An 18,949-nucleotide genomic window follows, 5' to 3' on the forward strand; every position below is an offset into this window, starting at 1 on the left:
GGTGGGCGCATGGATCTAAGAGCGCCAACCAAGGTTGGCCACTACCAGAAAACGCGGCGCCCGAAGCGCGGCCGCGACGCCCCGGGCAGGCGCCAGGCGCTACACTGGCAATCCCGTTGCAGCCTGTTGCCCGCCCATGTCCGATCTGCTCAGCCGCACCCACGCCATTGCCCTGGACGCTGCCGATCCGCTGCGCCCGCTGCGCAACGAATTCCTGATTCCGCGCCATGGCGGCGGTGAGCAGACCTACTTTGTCGGCAACTCGCTGGGTCTGCAGCCGCGCGGCGCGCAGGCCGCCGTGCAGGAGGTCATGAAGCAGTGGGGCGAGCTGGCCGTGGAAGGTCATTTCACCGGCCCTACCCAGTGGCTGTCCTACCACCGCCTGGTGAGCGCGCAGCTGGCCCGCGTGGTCGGCGCCCTGCCCAGCGAAGTGGTGGCGATGAACACGCTGAGCGTGAACCTGCACCTGATGATGGTCAGCTTCTACCGGCCCACCGCGCAGCGCCCGGTCATCCTGATGGAAGCCGGCGCCTTCCCGACCGACCGCCACGCGGTGGAAGCACAGATCCGCTTCCACGGCTTCGACCCGGCCGACTGCCTGGTGGAAGTGCAGCCGGATGAAGCCAACGGCACGATTTCGATGGCGGCCATCGAACACGCCATCGCCGAACACGGCCCGCGCCTGGCGCTGGTACTGTGGCCCGGCGTGCAGTACCGCAGCGGCCAGGTGTTCAACCTGGACGCGATCACCCGCGCCGCGCGCCTGCAGGGCGCCCGCATCGGTTTCGACCTGGCCCATTCGGTCGGCAACGTGCCGCTGCACCTGCACGATGTGGCGCCAGACTTCGCCGTGTGGTGCCACTACAAGTACCTCAACAGCGGCCCGGGTGCCGTGGCCGGTGCCTTCGTGCACGAGCGCCACCACCGCGACACCACCCTGCCGCGCTTCGCCGGCTGGTGGGGCCATGAAGAGGCCACGCGCTTCCAGATGTCGCCACAGTTCACCCCGGCGGTGGGCGCCGAGGGCTGGCAGCTGAGCAATCCGCCGATCCTGGGCCTGGCCCCGCTGCGCGCCTCGCTGGACCTGTTCGAGCGCGCCGGCATGGAAGCGCTGCGCAGCAAATCGCTGGCGCTGACCGGCCTGCTCGATGCAATGGTGCGCGCGCGCCTGCCGCAGGTGCTGGACGTGGTCACCCCGTCCGAACCGGAACGCCGCGGCTGCCAGCTGTCGCTGCGGGTGATCGGTGGCCGCGAACGTGGACGCGCGCTGTTCGAATACCTGCGTGGCGTCGGCGTGCTCGGCGACTGGCGCGAGCCGGACGTCATCCGCATTTCGCCCACCCCGCTCTACAACCGCTACCTGGACGTGCACCATTTCGTCGAGGAAGTGGAAGCCTGGGCCGGCCTGTAAGCCGCGCCCTCCCCTATTGCTGGACAGTTCGTTGATCGCACACGCCTCCCGCTCCCTGAGCATCATCGGCGCCGGCCTGGCCGGTTCCCTGCTGGCCATCCTGCTGTCGCGGCAGGGCTGGCGCATCACCCTGTACGAACGCCGCGGCGACCCGCGCGTGGCCGATTATGAAAGCGGCCGTTCGATCAACCTGGCCCTGGCCGAGCGCGGCCGCAATGCGCTGCGCCAGGCCGGCGTGGAAGACGAAGTGATGGCCCGCGCGGTGATGATGCGCGGGCGCATGGTTCACCCACGCGACGGCCAGCCGCAGCTGCAACGCTATGGCCGCGACGACAGCGAAGTGATCTGGTCGATCCATCGCAGTGAACTGAACACCACGCTGCTGCAGCTGGCCGAAGAAGCCGGTGCCACCGTGCATTTCCACCGCCGCCTGCACACCGTGGATTTCGACGCCGGCTACGCGCGCTTCATCGATGACCGCGACGACAGCCCGCATGACATCCGCTTCGACAGCCTGATCGGCGCCGACGGTGCCGGTTCGGCACTGCGTGCGGCAATGAACCGGCGCGCGCCGCTGGGTGAGGACATCGCCTTCCTCGACCATTCCTACAAGGAACTGGAAATCCCGCCGGCCGCGGATGGCAGCTTCCGCATCGAGCGCAATGCGCTGCACATCTGGCCGCGCGGCCACTACATGTGCATCGCCCTGCCCAACCACGAAGGCACCTTCACCGTCACCCTGTTCCTGCCCAACCAGGGCAACCCCAGCTTCGCCACGGTCAACACCGGTGCGCAGGCCGAGGCGCTGTTCGCCGCCGAATTCGCCGATGCGCTGCCGCTGATCCCGGACCTGCGCGCCGATTGGGAGCAGCACCCGCCGGGCCTGCTGGGCACGCTGACCCTGGAGCGCTGGCACCAGGACGGCCGCGCCGTGCTGATCGGCGATGCCGCGCACGCGATGGTGCCGTTCCACGGCCAGGGCATGAACTGCGCGTTCGAGGATTGCGTGGCGCTGGCCCGGCAGCTGATGGATGCCGACGACCTGCAGGGCGCCTTCGCCGCCTTCGAGGCCGAGCGCAAGCCCAATGCGCAGGCGATCCAGCAGATGGCGCTGGAAAACTACCTGGAAATGCGTGACCGCGTGGCCGACCCGACCTTCCTGCTGCAGCGCGAGCTGGAACAGGAGCTGCAACGGCGCTGGCCGACCCGCTTCGTGCCGCACTACACCATGGTCACCTTCCTGCACACGCCGTATGCCGAAGCGCTGCGCCGCACCGAACTGCAGCGCGACATGCTGGTGGCGGCCACTGCCGGCCACACCACGCTGGACAACATCGACTGGGCCGCACTGGAAGCGCAGATCCACGCGCAGCTGCCGGTGCTGGAGGGCGCGCACTGATGGCTGACAGCTTCCTGTTCTACGACCTGGAAACCTTCGGCCAGGATCCGCGCCGCACCCGCATCGCGCAGTTCGCGGCCATGCGTACCGACGCCGATCTGAACGTGATCGACACGCCGGTCAGCTTCTTCGTGCGCCCGGCCGATGATCTGCTGCCCTCGCCCATGGCCACCCTGGTGACCGGCATCACCCCGCAGCAGGCCATGGCCGAGGGCGTGAGCGAGGCCGAGGCGTTCGACCGCATCAACGAGCAGTTGTCGCGCCCCGGCACCTGTGCGCTGGGCTACAACACCCTGCGTTTCGACGACGAGTTCATCCGCTACGGCCTGTTCCGCAACTTCCACGATCCCTACGAGCGCGAGTGGCGCAACGGCAATTCGCGCTGGGACCTGCTGGACATGCTGCGGCTGATGCGCGCACTGCGCCCGGACGGCATCCAGTGGCCGCAGCGCGAAGACGGCGCGACCTCGTTCAAGCTCGAACACCTGGCCGAGGCCAATGGCGTGCGCGAAGGCGATGCGCACGAAGCGCTTTCCGATGTGCGCGCCACGCTGGGCATGGCCCGCCTGTTCAAGCAATCGCAGCCGCGCTTGTGGGACTACGCCCTGAAGTTGCGCGACAAGCGCTTCGTCGGCAGCCTGCTGGACGTGGCCGCGATGCAGCCAGTACTGCACATTTCCATGCGCTACCCGGCCAGCCGCCTGTGCGCGGCGCCAGTGCTGCCGCTGGCCATGCACCCGACCATCGGCAACCGCGCCATCGTGTTCGATCTGGACGGCGAAGTGGACGACCTGCTGGCGCTGCCGGCCGAGGTGATCGCCCAGCGCCTGTACCTGCGCGCCAGCGAACTGCCCGAGGGCGTGGCCCGCGTGCCGCTGAAGGAAGTGCATCTGAACAAGGTGCCGGCGCTGGTGGCCTGGAACCACCTGCGTGCCGATGACCATGCACGGCTGGGACTGGACGTGGCGGCGATCGAAGCCAAGGCCGCGCGCCTGCGCGAGGTCGCGCCGCAGCTGGCCGAGAAGGCCCGCCAGGTATTCAACCAGCCACGCCCACCGATGCTGACCGATGTGGACGCCTCGTTGTACGACGGTTTCCTCGGCGCCGGCGACAAGCCGTTGCTGGCCCTGGCTCGCACCAGCGCGCCGCAGCAACTGGCCGCGCTGGAAGAGCGCTTCCGCGACCCGCGATTGCCCGAGCTGCTGTTCCGCTACCGCGCCCGCAACCATCCCGGCACCCTGTCGCCGGCCGAACAGGAACGCTGGCAGGCGTATCGCCGCCAACGCCTGCTGGGCGAACAGGGCCTGGGCGAACTGAACCTGCCCCAGTACCAGCAGCAGATCGACGCGCTGGCCGCCGAAGCGCCCGACGACGTGCGCCGCGCCGAGCTGCTGCAGTCGCTGCGCGACTGGGGCCACCACCTGCAGGAGCAGCTGTGAGTACGTATTTTTCCGAGGCCAGTTTCAAGTTCCTGCGCAGCCTGGCGCGGCATAACGAAAAGGCGTGGTTCAACGACCATCGCCAGCAGTACGAAGACCACGTGCGGCAGCCGTTCCTGCGCCTGCTGGGCGACCTGCAGCCCGCCCTGGGCGAGGTCAGCGAGCACTTCCGCGCCGACACCCGCGGCGTGGGCGGCTCGCTGTTCCGCATCCACCGTGATGCACGCTTTTCCAACGACAAGTCGCCGTACAAGACCTGGCAGGGTGCGCGCCTGTTCCACGAGCGCCGCCGTGAAGTGGCCGCGCCCTCGTTCTACATCCACCTGCAGCCCGGCGAAAGCTTCGTCGGCGCCGGCCTGTGGCACCCGGAACCGGAGACCCAGCGGCGCGTGCGCCACTTCATTTTGGACAACCCGGGCAGCTGGAAGGCGGCCGCGCACGGCGCGCCCCTGCGCAAGCGCTTCGACTTCGAGCAGAGCGAAAAGCTGGTGCGGCCGCCGCGCGGCTTCCCGGCCGACTTCGAATTCATCGACGATCTGAAGCATCGCAACTGGGTCATGTGGCGTTCGCTGGACGATGACACCATGACCGGCCCGCGCCTGCTGTCCACCCTGGGCAAGGACCTGGCCACTCTGGCGCCGTTCGTGGACTACCTGTGCGCGGCACTGGACCTGGAGTTCTGATGGGCAACGCCCTGCCCCTGCAGCGCCGCATGCTGGGCCGCACCGGGCTGGCCGTCTCACCGGTCGGGCTGGGCTGTTCCGGCTTCTGGGGCCATCCGCGCTTCGCCGAGGACGCCGCTGCAGCAGTGGTCGAGCACGCGCTGGCGCAGGGCGTGAACCTGCTCGACACCGGCCACAACTACTCCGGCTTCCACGCCGAACCGCGCCTGGGCCGCATCCTGCGCCCGCTGCTGGCACGCTTTCCGCGCGAATCGCTGGTGATTTCCAGCAAGGGCGGCACGCTGACCGGGCAGGCCGGGATCAGCGGTGCCGAGCAGCGTGATTTCTCGCCGGCGGCGATCACCGCCAGTTGCGAGGCGTCGCTGCGCAACCTGGGCCTGGACTACCTGGACGTGTACCAGTTGCACGGCGCCAGCCAGCACGACATCAACGACGATCTGCTGCACGCGCTGGCCCGCCTGCGCGAACGCGGGCTGATCCGGCACACCGGCATCAACACCCATTCGGCCGCCACGCTGGAATGGATGATTGACCACCCGCAGGCCTTCGACGTGGTGCTGCTGGATTTCAACGCGTTGCAGCAGGACCGTGCGCCGCTGATCGATCGGCTGACCGCGGCCGGAATCGGCGTGCTGGCCGGCACGGTGCTGGCACAGGGGCACCTGCTGCCCGCACGCCCGCGCCTGCCCCGGCTGGCCGATGCCTGGTACCTGGCCCGCGCATGGCTGAAACCGAGCAGCCGCCAGTTGATGCGCAGTGCGGGCGTGATGCGCCGCGCGGTAGCGAGCATCCACAGCCAACGCCCGGCGCAGACCGCCTTCGCCTACGTGCTGCAACACCCGGGCGTGGCCAGCGGCATCCTCGGCACTACCCGCCTGCGCAGCCTGGATGAGGTGCTGGCTACCCGCGTGGACGCACTCAGCGCCGCCGAACGGCAGCGGCTGGTGGCCGCCTTCGGTGACGGCCGCGGCTCACCCAGTCACTGAGTCTTCACCTGCGCGGCCGGCGTTTGCGGCAGTCTGGGCGGCATGAAGAAGCTCATCGGCGTCCTGATCCTGGCGGTTGCGGCCGTGTGTGCGTGGTGGTTCGGCGGCCCCTACCTGACCGTCCACGGCCTGTCCAAGGCCATCGAGCAGCGCGACACCGCGCGGCTGGAGCGCTACGTGGATTTCCCGCGCGTGCGCAGCAGCCTGCGCGCGCAGCTCAATGATTACCTGGTGCGCCAGGCCGGGCCCGAGGTGGCCAGCAGCCCCTTCGGCGCGCTGTTGTATGGCCTGGGCGACCAGTTGGGCGGCGCGGCGGTGGACACGATGATCACGCCTACGGGCATCGGCGCCTTGCTGCAGGGCCACGTGTTGTGGAAGCGTGGCCGCAACGAACTGCAGGGCGGCGATGCCTTCGGCCCGACCGAACCCGCGCAGCCGCTGAAGCACGCTGAACACCATTTCGAGGCGTTGGACCGGTTCGTGGTGGATGTGGACCGCGGGCCGGGCCAGCCACCGTTGAAGGTGGTGCTGGAACCGCAGGGCCTGCGCTGGAAGGTGGTGGACCTGCAGCTGGGGATGTCGGGCAGCCCCTAAGCCCCACTTTGGTAGATGCCCACCTTGGTGGGCATTGACGCACAACCGTGCCAACCAAGGTTGGCATCTACCGGGGCGATGACGTGCCAACCAACGGTTGGCACCCACCCATCATGGCGTCACCCCTCGTTGGCGACGCCGTGCGGCACGTGGCCGGCGGCCACGTGTTCGCGGGCGCTATCGATGTTGTGCTGGGAATCGTCGAAGAAGATGTCCGCGCCGAAGGCCTGCAGGAACGGCCCCTTGTGCCGGCCGCCCAGGAACAACGCTTCATCCAGGCGCACGCCCCATTCGCGCAGGGTGCGGATCACCCGCTCGTGCGCCGGCGCCGAACGCGCGGTCACCAGCGCGGTGCGGATCGGCGCACTCTCACCGGCCGGGAACACTTCCTGCAGCGTGTGCAGCGCCGACAGGAAGCCGCGGAACGGCCCGCCGCTGAGCGGCTCGCGCGCCCGCTCGCGCTCGTGGCGACCAAACGCTTCCACGCCCTGCTCGCGCGAAATGCGCTCGCTTTCATCGCCGAAGATCACCGCGTCGCCATCGAAGGCGATGCGCAGCTGGCCGGCGTTGCGCTCGCTGTGTACCACCTGGTCCTCGGCGGCCGCGGCGGTTTCGCCGGGCGGCTTGGGCAGGATGGTGGCGGCGGCGATGCCATGGCGCAGCGCACTGCGCACCGACTCGGGGTTGGCCGACAGGAACAGATCGGTGCCGAACGGCTTCACGTACGGCCAGGTCGGCTCGCCGGCGGTGAAGGTGGCGCGGATGATGCCCAGCCCGTAATGCTGGATGGAATTGAAGATGCGCAGGCCGGTATCGGCCGAGTTGCGCGACAGCAGGATCACTTCCACCCGCGGGTTTTCCGGGCTGGCGCCCTGGTTCAGGGCCAACAGCTTGCGCACCACCGGGAACGCGACACCCGGCCCCAGGATGTCATCCTCGTGCTGGCGCTGGTATTCGGCATAGGCCGCCACGCCATCGCTCTCGAACAGCGCGTGGCTCTCTTCCAGATCGAACAGCGCGCGCGAGGTTACCGCGACGGTCAGCAAACGGGGGGTGTTGTCGCCCATGGCGGGGGTTCCTTGCAGCGGACGGCGGGGGCCGGCGGCGTATTGTCCCTTAAAAAACGAACTGTTCGCTCAGGATCCGGTCTTCCAGGTTGTGCTCCGGGTCGAACAGCAGGGTCACCCGGCGGTCCTTGGATTCGCGGATGGTCACTTCCACCACGTCACGCGTCTCGTGCGAATCGGCGGTCACGCTCACCGGGCGCTTGTACGGGTCCAGCACGCGGAAGCGCACTTCGGTGTCGGCCTTGAGGATGGCGCCGCGCCAGCGGCGTGGCCGGTACGGGGCCAGCGGCGTCAGGGCGATGGTGTGGGAGCCCAGGGGCAGTACCGGGCCGTGCGCGGAATAGTTGTAGGCCGTACTACCGGCCGGGGTGGCCACCAGCACGCCATCGCCGATCAGCTCGGCCACGCGCTCCTGGCCGTTCAGATCGATGCCGATATGCGCGGCCTGGCGGGTCTGCCGCAGCAGCGACACATCGTTGTAGGCCAGCGAGCCGGTACTGGTGCCCGATTCGGTCAGCGCGATCATTTCCAGCGGGCGCAGGTTGGCCGGCTCGGCACGGGCGATGCGGGCCTGCACGTCATCGTCGCCACGGTACTGATTCATCAGGAAGCCCACCGTGCCCAGCTTCATGCCGAACACCGGCTTGCCCAGGTGGCCATGGCGGTGCAGGGTCTGCAGCATGAAACCGTCGCCGCCCAGCGGGCACAGCACATCGGCCTGGTCGGGCGCATGGTCGCCATAGCGCGACACCATGGCCGCGCGGGCCATCTGCGCAGGTTCGGTGGTGCTGGCCAGGAACGCGATGCGGGGGGTGTCGCTCATGGATGGATCCGGGGGAAGGCTGTTCAAGAGCATAACCGAGCGCCGCTGCGCTCGCCGGGCATGGCCCGGCGCCACCTGCAATCCCGCACGCTGGTAGCGCCGGGCCATGCCCGGCGAACGGCGGCCCCCAACGCAGAACGGCCCCGCTTTCGCGGGGCCGTTCTGGTTCATGCATGCCAGGCGTGGCCTGGCACTACTTCAGTTACGCGCCGTGTGCTGCGAGCTGACCCAGGCGCTGCACCGCGACCGAAACGGTCGGGTAGTCCAGGGTCTTCTGCTCGGCCAGTTCGGCCAGCATCGACAGGGTGAAGCGCAGGCTGTTGTCGTCGCGGCCGATCCACGCCGACACCTTGGCCTCGGCACTGCTGCCCTTGGTCGCCAGCACCTGGCCGGCCAGGTTGCGGTGGTGGTGGGCCAGCTCGTCGCGCAGCACGCCACGGGCCACGGCATGCCAGCGGCCGTTGACCTCCAGCGCGTCGATCTGCTCGAACAGCCACGGCAGCTGCAGGGCATCGCCCAGGCGGAAGTGGATCTTGGACACGTCCACCGGCTTCAGCTTGCGGGTACGGGCCAGTTCGATGATGTCGAACGCCGGCTCCAGGAAGTGCAGTTCCGCCAGCTGCTGTGCCAGTGCCGACGGCAGGCCCTTCTCCTTCCACTCAGCCACCAGGGCTTCGTAGGTCGGACGCTGCGAATCAGGCAGCACGCCCGACGCGACGCGGATGTCGTTGAACGGCCCCTGGTAGCGGTTCACCGCCTCGGTGATGCCCGGCATCGGGCCCGGACGCGACAGCAGCCAACGCACGAACGAACGCTGCAGCTTCCAGATCACTTCCAGTGCGTCGATCTGCACCGATTCGGGCAGCTTGCCGTCCAGCGCATCGATCTGCGCCCACAGCGCGCGGGCATCCAGCGTTTCGCGGCTGATGGTGTAGGCCTTGGCAACCTCGGCAATGGAACGGCCGGTGTCTTCCTGCATGCGCATCAGGAAGGTGGCACCCATGCGGTTGATGGTCTGGTTGGTCACGGCCGTGGCGATGATTTCGCGCTTCAGGCGGTGACGCTCCATCGCGTCGGCGTACTTCTTCTGCAGCGGGGTCGGGAAGTAGCGCTGCAGTTCCTTGGACAGGTACGGGTCTTCGGGAATATCCGAGTCCAGCAGCTGGGCGAACGCCACCAGCTTGGAATAGGACAGCAGCACCGACAGTTCCGGACGGGTCAGGCCCTGGCCACGTGCCTTGCGCTGGGACAGCTCGGCATCGGACGGCAGGAACTCGATCTGGCGATCCAGCAGGCCCTGCTGTTCCAGCGTGCGGATGAAGTGCTGCTTGGAACCCAGGCGCTTGACGGCCATCCGCTCCATCAGGCTCAGCGCCTGGTTCTGGCGGTAGTTGTCGTTCAGCACCAGATCGGCCACTTCGTCGGTCATCGACGCCAGCAGCTTGTTGCGCTGTTCAACGGTCAGCTTCTTGGCCCGCACCACATCGTTGAGCAGGATCTTGATGTTGACTTCGTGGTCGGAGGTATCCACACCGGCCGAGTTGTCGATGAAGTCGGTGTTGAGCAGCACGCCGGCCTGGGCGGCTTCGATGCGGCCCAGCTGGGTCATGCCCAGGTTGCCGCCCTCGCCCACCACCTTGCAGCGCAGCTCGCCACCGTTCACGCGCAGCGCGTTGTTGGCGCGGTCGCCGACGTCGCTGTGCTGTTCGCTGGCAGCCTTCACGTAGGTACCGATGCCGCCGTTCCACAGCAGGTCCACCGGTGCCTTCAGGATCGCGCTCATCAGATCGTTCGGCGACAGCGCCTTGACGTTCTCGTCCAGGCCCAGTGCTTCTCGCACCTGCGGGGTGATCTCGATCGACTTCAGGCTGCGCGGATAGATGCCGCCGCCCTTGCTGATCAGCTTGGCATCGTAGTCGGCCCAGCTGGAACGCGGCACGGTGAACATGCGCTCGCGCTCGACGAACGAGGTGGCCGCATCCGGGTTCGGGTCCAGGAAGATGTGGCGGTGGTCGAACGCGGCCAGCAGGCGGATGTGGCGCGACAGCAGCATGCCGTTGCCGAACACGTCGCCGGACATGTCGCCGACGCCGACGGTGGTGAAGTCCTGGGTCTGGCTGTCACGGCCCAGCGCACGGAAGTGGCGCTTGACCGATTCCCACGCACCGCGCGCGGTGATGCCCATGCCCTTGTGGTCGTAACCGACCGAACCACCGGAGGCGAACGCATCGCCCATCCAGAAGCCGTGGGCGATGGCCAGGCCGTTGGCGATGTCACTGAAGGTCGCCGTGCCCTTGTCGGCCGCCACCACCAGGTACGGGTCGTCCATGTCGTGGCGCACAACGTCCACCGGCGGCACGATCTTGTTGTTGACGATGTTGTCGGTGATGTCCAGCAGGCCCTGGATGAACAGCTTGTAGCAGGCCACGCCGTTGGCGAAGATCGCATCGCGATCACCGTTCACCGGCGGCATCTTGGCGAAGAAGCCGCCCTTGGCGCCGACCGGCACGATCACGGTGTTCTTCACCATCTGCGCCTTGACCAGGCCCAGCACCTCGGTACGGAAGTCTTCGCGACGATCCGACCAGCGCAGGCCGCCACGGGCCACGGCGCCGAAGCGCAGGTGGGTGCCTTCCACGCGCGGGCCGTACACGAAGATTTCGCGATACGGGCGCGGCTTGGGCAGGTCCGGCACCAGTGCCGAATCGAACTTGAAGCTGATGACATGGCCGTGCTGGCCGTTGGCATCGGTCTGGTAGTAGCTGGTGCGCAGGGTCGCGTCGATCACGCCCATGAACGAGCGCAGGATGCGGTCCTCGTCCAGGCTGGACACGCGGTCCATCAGCTTGAGCAGCGCATCGCGCGCGGCCTGCATCTGCGCATCGCGGTCACCCTTGCGGGCGTCGACCACGGTCTTGAGCACCTTCAGGGTGGCCTCGTCGCCGGCGGCCAGCACATCGAAGTGGGCCTTCAGATGGGCCTGGCCCGCGGCGATGTCGTCCTTGCTCTCGTGGCCGGTGGCCGGATCGAAGCGGGCTTCGAACAGCTCCACCAGCAGGCGCGCCAGCAGCGGGTAGCGGGCGAAAGTGCCCTCCACATAGGCCTGCGAGAACGGCACGCCGGTCTGCAGCAGGTACTTGCAGTAGCCACGCAGCATGGCGACCTGGCGCCAGTGCAGGCCGGCGGCCAGTACCAGGCGGTTGAAGCCATCGTTCTCGGCATCGCCGTGCCAGACGCGGGCGAAGGTCTCGCCGAAGGCTTCATCCACGCGCGCGGCATCGATGGCGCCGGCGGTCGATTCGACTTCGAAGTCCTGCACGTACACCGGCGCGTTGTCCACCGACAGGCGGTACGGGCGCTCGGCGATCACGCGCAGGCCCATGTTCTCCATCATCGGCAGCGCGTCCGACAGCGGAATGTCGTCCAGCTGGCGGTACAGCTTCAGGCGCAGGCCATCGCCGCTTTCGCGCGGCACGGCCTGCAGGCTCAGGCGCAGGTCGTCCGGGCCGGTCAGCGCATCGAGCTGGCTGACATCGTTGGCGGCAACGGCGGTGCTGTTGTCTTCGATGTAGCCGGCCGGCAGTGCCTTGCCGATGCGTGCGGCAATGCGCAGGCCTTCGGTTTCGCCATGGCGCGACACCAGCGCTTCACGCAGGTCGTCCTGCCAGTTGCGCAGCACCTGGGCCAGCTTCTGTTCCAGTTCGGCGGTATCGACGTCCAGCATTTCGCCCGGCTTGGGGCGCACGATCAGGTGCACCTGGGCCAGCGGCGATTCGCCCAGCACCACCGAGCTGTCCACGTACTCACCGTGCAGCGCTTCCTTCAGCATGGCCTCGATGCGCAGGCGCACGTCGGTGTTGAAGCGCTCGCGCGGCAGGTAGACCAGTGCGGAAATGAAACGGCTGTACTTGTCGCGGCGCAGGAACAGGCGGCTGCGCACGCGTTCCTGCAGGCCCAGCACGCCCATGGCGGTGCGCAGCAGTTCGTCCTCGCTGGACTGGAACAGCTCTTCGCGCGGCAGGGTTTCCAGGATGTGGCGCAGGGCCTTGCCGCTGTGGCTGGCCGGGGCCAGGCCGGACTGCTTCATCACGTGTTCGTGGCGCTGGCGCACCAGCGGGATTTCCCACGGGCGGCGGTTGTAGGCGCTGGAGGTGAACAGGCCCAGGAAGCGCTGTTCGCCGATGATCTTGCCCTTGGCGTCGAATTCCAGCACGCCGATGTAGTCCATGTAGCCGGCGCGGTGCACGCGCGAACGGGCATTGGTCTTGGTCAGGATCAGCGCGTCCTTCAGCCCGGACGTGGTGTTCAGGCCCTGCGCGGCCAGCGTCTTGACCGGGCGCGCAGCGGACTTGTCCTTGCCGCGCATCAGGCCCAGGCCGGTGTCGTTCAGCGGTGCCAGCACTTCTTCCTTGCCCTGCTTCTCAACGCGGTATTCGCGGTAGCCGAAGAAGGTGAAGTGGTTGTCGGCGGCCCAGCGCAGGAATTCCTGTGCTTCGGCGCGCGAGGTGTCGTCCACCGGCAGGGTGCGGCTGCCGAGGTCGTCGGCCAGGGCAAGGGCCTTGTCCTTCATCGGCTGCCAGTCGCGCACGATGGCGCGCACTTCGTCCAGCGCCTTGTTGATGGCCTGCTCGATGGCGGCCATGGCATCGGCCGGCTGGCGGTCGATCTCCAGCAGCATCACCGATTCGGCGTCGCCCTCGCCCACCTTGGCCAGCTTGCCGGCCTTGTCGCGGGTGAAGCGCAGCACCGGGTGGCCCAGCACATGCACGCCCACGCCCTGTTCGGCCAGGGTCATGGTGACGGTATCGACGAGGAACGGCATATCGTCATTGACGATCTGCAGCACCGTGTGCGGCGATTCCCAGCCGTTGGCCTTGGTGGTCGGATTGAACACGCGCACATTGGCCTTGCCGGCCTTGCGGGCACGGGCGAATTCCAGCGTGTCGGCGGCCAGCGCGGCCCACTCGTCAGCGCTGTGGTGCGGGAACTCGTCCGACTCCATGCGCTTGTAGAAATCCGCGGCGAATGCCACTGCCTCGGCCTGCGCGGCAGAGGGGTAACGCTTGCGCAAGGCCGTGTACACCGGCTCCAGGGAGAAACCAGCGGTCACTGCGACCTCCGACTCAGCTGGCTTGGTCTTGTTTTTCACGGTCTTGGCTGCGGTTTTTTGCGGTTTCATGGCAGAGCGATGCGCTTGCTCAGTTGGGAAAATGAAATTGTAGACCTATCCCGCGTAAAGGCCTTGCTGCAGGACGGAATAACCAGATTCGGGTTTGCTGCGGTTTAGACGCCTATTCAGTTCGCACCGGTATGGCGCGCACGGGCGTTGCGCCGCTGCCGACAGGATCGGCAAAGCGTGTTACGGAAAACCACGCGGCAGGCGACAGGCAGGACTATCGGCACGATTCCACAATCCTGAACTGGACGGTATAGTCCACCGCGTGAACCCCACTACCCTCCCCGTTGCCGTGGACGCGCGCGATGAGCGCGTGTTCGATGCCGTGCGCGAACTGCTGGGCCGCCAGGGCATGCAGATGAGCATGGACGCGGTGGCCCAGCAGGCCGGCTGTTCCAAACAGACGCTCTATTCGCGCTACGGCAACAAGCAGGACCTGCTGCGCCGGGTCGTGCAGCGGCACGTGGGCGATGCCAGCGGCATCCTGCTGCGTGCACTCCGCAGTGACGACCTGCGTGCCAGCCTGTTGCAGTTCGCCACCGACTTCCTGGAGCACTTCAACCAGCCCCACGTGGGCCAGGCCTGCCGACTGATTGCCGCCGATGCATCCCAGTTCCCCGAAGAGGCGCGTACGCTGTACCGGGAAGGCGCCGGGGCGCTGACACTTCATCTTGCTGAATGGATTGAAACCGTTTGCAGGCGTGGCCTGCTCCGGCATGACGACCCGCACTACATGGCCGAACTGCTGCTGAGCATGATCGCCGGTCAGGATTTCGACAAACAACGCTTCCATACCCCCCATCGCGATGACGCGCGTGCGCGCAGGCGCTGGGCCGAGTTCTCCGTTGACGGTTTCCTGCGCGCGTTCGCGCCGGAACCGGCAGCGGTCCCGTCTACAAACCAACACCGGAGTTTCTCCTGATGACCGCCCCACTCCGCACCCTTGCCTTGACGTGCGCCGTCGCTGTCGCCCTGGCGGCCTGCAAGAAGCCGGAACAGCAGACGCCCCCGCCGCCGGAAGTGGGCGTGATCGATGCCAAGCCGCAGACCCTGCCGCTGCAGCGTGAACTGGTCGGCCGCCTGTCGCCCTACCGCAGTGCCGACGTGCGCGCCCGCGTGCCCGGCGTGCTGCTCAAGCGCGTCTACCAGGAAGGCAGCCAGGTCAAGCAGGGCCAGACCCTGTTCCTGATCGATCCGGCCCCGCTGCGCGCCGAACTGAATGCTTCCGAGGCCCAGCTGGCCTCGGCCCGCGCCACCTATGCCAACGCCAAGGTCGCCGCCGACCGCGCCCGTTCGCTGGCCCCGCAGCAGTACGTGTCCAAGTCCGACCTGGACGCGGCCCAGGCCACCGAGCGCACCGCGCTGGCCGCGGTGAAGCAGGCCGAGGCGGCCGTGTCGTCCTCGCGCATCAGCCTGGGCTATGCCGAAGTGACCGCGCCGATCAGCGGCGTGGCCAACAAGCAGCAGGTGACCGAAGGCGCGCTGGTCGGCCAGGGCGATGTGACCCTGCTGACCACCGTGGACCAGCTGGACCCGCTGTACGTGAACTTCTCGCTGAGCGTGGACGAACTGAGCCTGCTGCGCGCGCAGCAGGCCAAGGGCGCGCTGGCGCTGTCCGGCGATGGCAAGGCCACCGTGGCGGTGAAGCTGTCCGACGGCACCACCTACGGCGAACAGGGCACCCTGGACTTCTCGTCCACCACCGTGGACCCGACCACCGGTGCGGTGTCCCTGCGTGCGGTGCTGCCGAACCCGCAGCAGATCCTGCTGCCGGGCGCCTTCGTCAGCTTCCAGGCCAACCTGGGTGACCGCAACAACGCCTACCTGGTTCCGCAGCAGGCCCTGCAGCGCGACACCATGGGCGGCTTCGTGATGGTGGTCGGCGCCGACGGCAAGGTGGTGCGCAAGAACGTGAAGACCGACGGTGCCCAGGGCGGCAACTGGCTGGTCAGCGACGGCCTGGCCGCCGGTGACAAGGTGATCGTGGCCGGCGTGCAGAAGGTCAAGGAAGGGGCGCCGGCCACGGCCAAGCCCTGGACCCCGGGCCAGGACGCCAATGCCAGCGCCAAGCCGGCCGCCGCCGGTGCCGCACCGGCCGCCGACAAGGCCCCGGCCGAAGCGGCCGACCAGGCCGAACCGGCTGCCACCGAATCGAACAAGCAGTAACGGGACCCTTCCGTCATGCCTAAATTTTTCATCGAACATCCGGTCTTCGCCTGGGTGGTGGCGATCCTGATCTCGCTCAGCGGCGTGATCGCGATCCTCAACCTTGGCGTGGAGTCCTACCCCAACATCGCCCCACCGCAGGTGACCGTGTCGGCCACCTACCCGGGCGCCAGCGCGGACACGACGGAAAAATCGGTCACCCAGGTGATCGAGCAGCAGCTGACCGGTATCGATCACCTGCTGTATTTCAGCTCGTCGTCCTCGTCCAACGGCCGTGCGCAGATCACCCTGACCTTTGAAACCGGTACCGACCCGGACATCGCCCAGGTGCAGGTGCAGAACAAGGTGTCGCTGGCCACGCCGCGCCTGCCCACCGAAGTGACCCAGCAGGGCGTGGTGGTGGCCAAGGCCAACGCCGGCTTCCTGATGGTGGTGGGCCTGCGTTCGGAAACCCCGTCGATCACCCGTGATGCGCTGAACGACATCGTCGGCTCGCGCGTGCTCGACCAGGTCTCGCGTATCCCCGGCGTCGGCAGCACCCAGCAGTTCGGTTCCGAGTACGCCATGAACATCTGGCTGAACCCGGAAAAGATGCAGGGCTACGGCCTGTCGGCCAGCCAGGTGCTGGCGGCGGTGCGCGCCCAGAACGTGCAGTTCGCTGCCGGTTCGCTGGGTTCGGACCCCTCGCCCGATGGCCACTTCACCGCCACGGTCTCGGCCGAAGGCCGCTTCAGCTCGCCCGAAGAGTTCGAGAACATCATCCTGCGCGCCAACGCCGACGGCTCGCGCGTGCTGCTGAAGGACATCGCCCGTATCGGCTTCGGTGCCAACAACTACGGCTTCGACACCCAGTACAACGGTGCCCCCACCGGCGCCTTCGCCATCCAGCTGCTGCCGGGCGCAAACGCCCTGAACGTGGCCGATGCGGTGCGCGCCAAGATGGACGAACTGCAGCCCAGCTTCCCGGCGGGCGTGAGCTGGTTCTCGCCGTACGACAGCACCACCTTCGTCAAGATCTCCATCGAGGAAGTGGTCAAGACGCTGTTTGAAGCGGTGTTGCTGGTGTTCCTGGTGATGCTGATCTTCCTGCAGAACTTCCGCGCCACCATCATCCCCACCCTGGTCATTCCGGTGGCCCTGCTGGGTACCTTCCTGGGCATGTGGATGATCGGCTTCACGATCAACCAGCTGACCCTGTTCGCGATGGTGCTGGCGATCGGCATCGTGGTCGATGACGCGATCGTGGTGATCGAGAACGTCGAGCGCATCATGACCGAGGAGGGCCTGGCGCCCAAGCCGGCCACCCAGAAAGCGATGACCCAGATCACCGGCGCGGTGGTGGCCATCACCGTCGTGCTGGCGGCAGTGTTCATCCCCTCGGCGCTGCAGGGCGGCGCGGCCGGTGAGATCTACAAGCAGTTCGCACTGACCATCGCCATTTCGATGGGCTTCTCGGCGTTCCTGGCGCTGGGCTTCACCCCGGCCCTGTGTGCCACCTTCCTGAAGCCGACCCACAACGACCACCCGAACATCGTCTACCGCACCTTCAACAAGTACTACGACAAGATCAGCCACACCTACGTCGGCCACATCACCTCGGCGGTGAAGCATGCGCCGCGCTGGATGATCCTGGCCGTGGTGCTGACCGCGCTGTGCGGCTTCCTGTTCACCCGCATGCCGGGCAGCTTCCTGCCTGAAGAAGACCAGGGCTACGCACTGGCCATCGTGCAGCTGCCGCCGGGTTCGCCGAAGAGCCAGACCAACGAAGTCTTCGCCCAGATGCGCGGCATCCTGGAAAAGCAGGAAGGCTATGAAGGCCTGATGCAGATCGCCGGCTTCAGCTTCGTCGGTTCCGGCGAAAACGTGGGCATGGGCTTCATCCGCCTCAAGCCATGGGACGAGCGCAAGGTCACCGTTCCGGAGTTCATCCAGAACATGAACGGCGCGTTCTACGGCATCAAGGAAGCGCAGATCTTCGTGGTCAACCTGCCCACCGTGCAGGGTCTGGGCCAGTTCGGCGGCTTCGACATGTGGCTGCAGGACCGTGGCGGCCAGGGCTACGAACAGCTGACCCAGGCGCGCAACATGCTGCTGGGCAAGGCCGCGCAGGAAACCGACAAGCTGGCCGGCGTGCGCCCCAACGGCCTGGAAAACGCCCCGCAGCTGCAGCTGCACGTGGACCGCGTGCAGGCGCAGTCGATGGGCATGTCGGTGTCGGACGTGTACAGCACGGTGCAGCTGATGCTGGCCCCGGTGTACGTGAACGACTTCTTCTACCAGGGCCGCATCAAGCGCGTGACCATGCAGGCCGACGCGCCGTACCGTACCGGCCAGGAATCGCTGAAGAGCTTCTACAGCCCGTCCAGCCTGACCACCAATGCCGACGGTACCAGCGCGATGATCCCGCTGAGCACCGTGGTCAGTTCCGAGTGGGTGTCGGCACCGCCGTCGCTGAGCCGCTACAACGGCTATTCGGCCATCAACATCGTCGGCTCGCAGGCACCGGGCAAGAGCTCGGGTGAAGCGATGACGGCGATGGAAGACATCGTCAACAACGACCTGCCGGCCGGCTATGGTTACGACTGGTCAGGCATGTCCTACCAGGAAATCCTGGCGGGCAACGCAGCCACCCTGCTGCTGGTGCTGTCGGTGGTGGTGGTGTTCCTCTGCCTGGCCGCGCTGTATGAAAGCTGGTCGATTCCGGTGGCGGTGCTGCTGGTGGTTCCGCTGGGCGTGCTGGGTGCCATCGGTCTGTCGATGATGCGTGGCCTGCCCAACGACATCTTCTTCAAGATCGGCATGATCACCGTGATTGGCCTGGCCGCGAAGAACGCGATCCTGATCGTGGAATTCGCGGTGGAGCAGCGGGCAGCGGGCAAGACCCTGCGCGATGCCACGATTGAAGCGGCCCGCCTGCGTTTCCGCCCGATCCTGATGACCTCGTTCGCCTTCATCATGGGCGTGATCCCGATGGCCATCTCCACCGGTGCCGGCGCCAACTCGCGCCACGCCATCGGTACCGGCGTGATCGGCGGCATGCTGTTTGCCACCCTGTTGGGTCTGCTGATGATCCCGGTGTTCTTCGTGGTGGTGCGCCGCATGCTGGGCGACAAGCTCGACGAGCCGTCCAAGGAGTTCATGGAACGCCAGCGCGACGCCGAATCGGCACACCGTCCGGATCGTTGATCCGGCAGTAGAGTGAAAT

At 67.2% G+C, this 18,949-nt stretch carries 12 protein-coding genes; 9 read left to right on the forward strand and 3 right to left on the reverse strand.

Annotated features, from left to right (window positions below):
* Nucleotides 1-136 precede the first annotated feature (136 nt).
* From kynU to C1931_RS12515, 6 genes are read left to right on the forward strand one after another with little or no spacing between them, the layout of a single operon-like run.
* Nucleotides 137-1,411 carry a kynureninase gene (gene kynU / locus C1931_RS12490; protein ID WP_108756588.1) on the forward strand — a complete coding sequence of 425 codons (1,275 nt, stop codon included), beginning with the start codon at nt 137-139 and terminating at the stop codon, nt 1,409-1,411.
* A gap of 31 nt (nt 1,412-1,442) precedes the next feature.
* Complete coding sequence (locus tag C1931_RS12495; protein ID WP_108757753.1) at nt 1,443-2,810, forward strand: NAD(P)/FAD-dependent oxidoreductase; 1,368 nt, start codon at nt 1,443-1,445, stop codon at nt 2,808-2,810.
* Nucleotides 2,810-4,249 carry an exodeoxyribonuclease I gene (gene sbcB / locus C1931_RS12500; RefSeq protein ID WP_108756589.1) on the forward strand — a complete coding sequence of 480 codons (1,440 nt, stop codon included), beginning with the start codon at nt 2,810-2,812 and terminating at the stop codon, nt 4,247-4,249. Before C1931_RS12495 ends, sbcB begins: the two co-directional genes overlap by 1 nt.
* On the forward strand, nt 4,246-4,932 hold the full coding sequence (locus C1931_RS12505) for a DUF2461 domain-containing protein (protein ID WP_108756590.1): 687 nt from the start codon (nt 4,246-4,248) through the stop codon (nt 4,930-4,932). Before sbcB ends, C1931_RS12505 begins: the two co-directional genes overlap by 4 nt.
* The gene (locus tag C1931_RS12510) at nt 4,932-5,918 is read left to right on the forward strand and encodes an aldo/keto reductase (protein ID WP_108756591.1); all 987 of its coding nucleotides are present in this window, start codon (nt 4,932-4,934) and stop codon (nt 5,916-5,918) included. Before C1931_RS12505 ends, C1931_RS12510 begins: the two co-directional genes overlap by 1 nt.
* A 42-nt stretch (nt 5,919-5,960) precedes the next feature.
* Nucleotides 5,961-6,512, forward strand: a complete 552-nt coding sequence (locus tag C1931_RS12515) for a DUF2939 domain-containing protein (protein WP_108756592.1) — start codon at nt 5,961-5,963, stop codon at nt 6,510-6,512.
* A 119-nt stretch (nt 6,513-6,631) separates the two neighbouring features.
* On the opposite strand, the gene C1931_RS12520 is transcribed toward C1931_RS12515, so the two are convergent.
* The 3 genes from C1931_RS12520 to C1931_RS12530 all read right to left on the reverse strand — a co-directional run bounded on the left by C1931_RS12520 (nt 6,632) and on the right by C1931_RS12530 (nt 13,581).
* The gene (locus C1931_RS12520; protein ID WP_108750020.1) at nt 6,632-7,579 is read right to left on the reverse strand and encodes a 5'-nucleotidase; all 948 of its coding nucleotides are present in this window, start codon (nt 7,577-7,579) and stop codon (nt 6,632-6,634) included.
* A 49-nt stretch (nt 7,580-7,628) separates the two neighbouring features.
* Nucleotides 7,629-8,402 (reverse strand): NAD kinase, encoded by a 774-nt coding sequence (locus C1931_RS12525; RefSeq protein WP_108750021.1) that lies wholly within the window; start codon nt 8,400-8,402, stop codon nt 7,629-7,631.
* A gap of 202 nt (nt 8,403-8,604) precedes the next feature.
* A complete protein-coding gene (locus C1931_RS12530; protein WP_108756593.1) occupies nt 8,605-13,581 on the reverse strand; it encodes an NAD-glutamate dehydrogenase domain-containing protein in 4,977 nt (1,658 codons plus the stop codon).
* A gap of 262 nt (nt 13,582-13,843) precedes the next feature.
* On the opposite strand from C1931_RS12530, the gene C1931_RS12535 reads away from it, so the two are divergent.
* Genes C1931_RS12535 through C1931_RS12545 form a run of 3 tightly spaced genes read left to right on the forward strand, consistent with a single transcriptional unit; the run spans nt 13,844 to nt 18,930 of the window.
* On the forward strand, nt 13,844-14,500 hold the full coding sequence (locus C1931_RS12535; RefSeq protein ID WP_108750023.1) for a TetR/AcrR family transcriptional regulator: 657 nt from the start codon (nt 13,844-13,846) through the stop codon (nt 14,498-14,500).
* Complete coding sequence (locus C1931_RS12540; RefSeq protein WP_108756594.1) at nt 14,500-15,744, forward strand: efflux RND transporter periplasmic adaptor subunit; 1,245 nt, start codon at nt 14,500-14,502, stop codon at nt 15,742-15,744. The genes C1931_RS12535 and C1931_RS12540 overlap by 1 nt, the downstream gene beginning before the upstream one ends.
* A 15-nt stretch (nt 15,745-15,759) precedes the next feature.
* On the forward strand, nt 15,760-18,930 hold the full coding sequence (locus C1931_RS12545) for a multidrug efflux RND transporter permease subunit (RefSeq protein ID WP_108750025.1): 3,171 nt from the start codon (nt 15,760-15,762) through the stop codon (nt 18,928-18,930).
* The last annotated feature ends 19 nt before the right edge of the window (nt 18,931-18,949 follow it).

Origin of the sequence: Stenotrophomonas sp. YAU14A_MKIMI4_1, assembly GCF_003086855.1 — a bacterium.
Classification (GTDB): Bacteria; Pseudomonadota; Gammaproteobacteria; order Xanthomonadales; family Xanthomonadaceae; genus Stenotrophomonas.

Coding starts and splice junctions, on each gene's coding strand:
- C1931_RS12525 (WP_108750021.1), bottom strand. CDS start 8,402: ATGAGCGACACCCCCCGCATCGCGTTCCTGGCCAGCACCACCGAACCT.
- C1931_RS12545 (WP_108750025.1), top strand. CDS start 15,760: ATGCCTAAATTTTTCATCGAACATCCGGTCTTCGCCTGGGTGGTGGCG.
- kynU (WP_108756588.1), top strand. CDS start 137: ATGTCCGATCTGCTCAGCCGCACCCACGCCATTGCCCTGGACGCTGCC.
- C1931_RS12515 (WP_108756592.1), top strand. CDS start 5,961: ATGAAGAAGCTCATCGGCGTCCTGATCCTGGCGGTTGCGGCCGTGTGT.
- C1931_RS12540 (WP_108756594.1), top strand. CDS start 14,500: ATGACCGCCCCACTCCGCACCCTTGCCTTGACGTGCGCCGTCGCTGTC.
- C1931_RS12510 (WP_108756591.1), top strand. CDS start 4,932: ATGGGCAACGCCCTGCCCCTGCAGCGCCGCATGCTGGGCCGCACCGGG.
- C1931_RS12530 (WP_108756593.1), bottom strand. CDS start 13,581: ATGAAACCGCAAAAAACCGCAGCCAAGACCGTGAAAAACAAGACCAAG.
- sbcB (WP_108756589.1), top strand. CDS start 2,810: ATGGCTGACAGCTTCCTGTTCTACGACCTGGAAACCTTCGGCCAGGAT.
- C1931_RS12520 (WP_108750020.1), bottom strand. CDS start 7,579: ATGGGCGACAACACCCCCCGTTTGCTGACCGTCGCGGTAACCTCGCGC.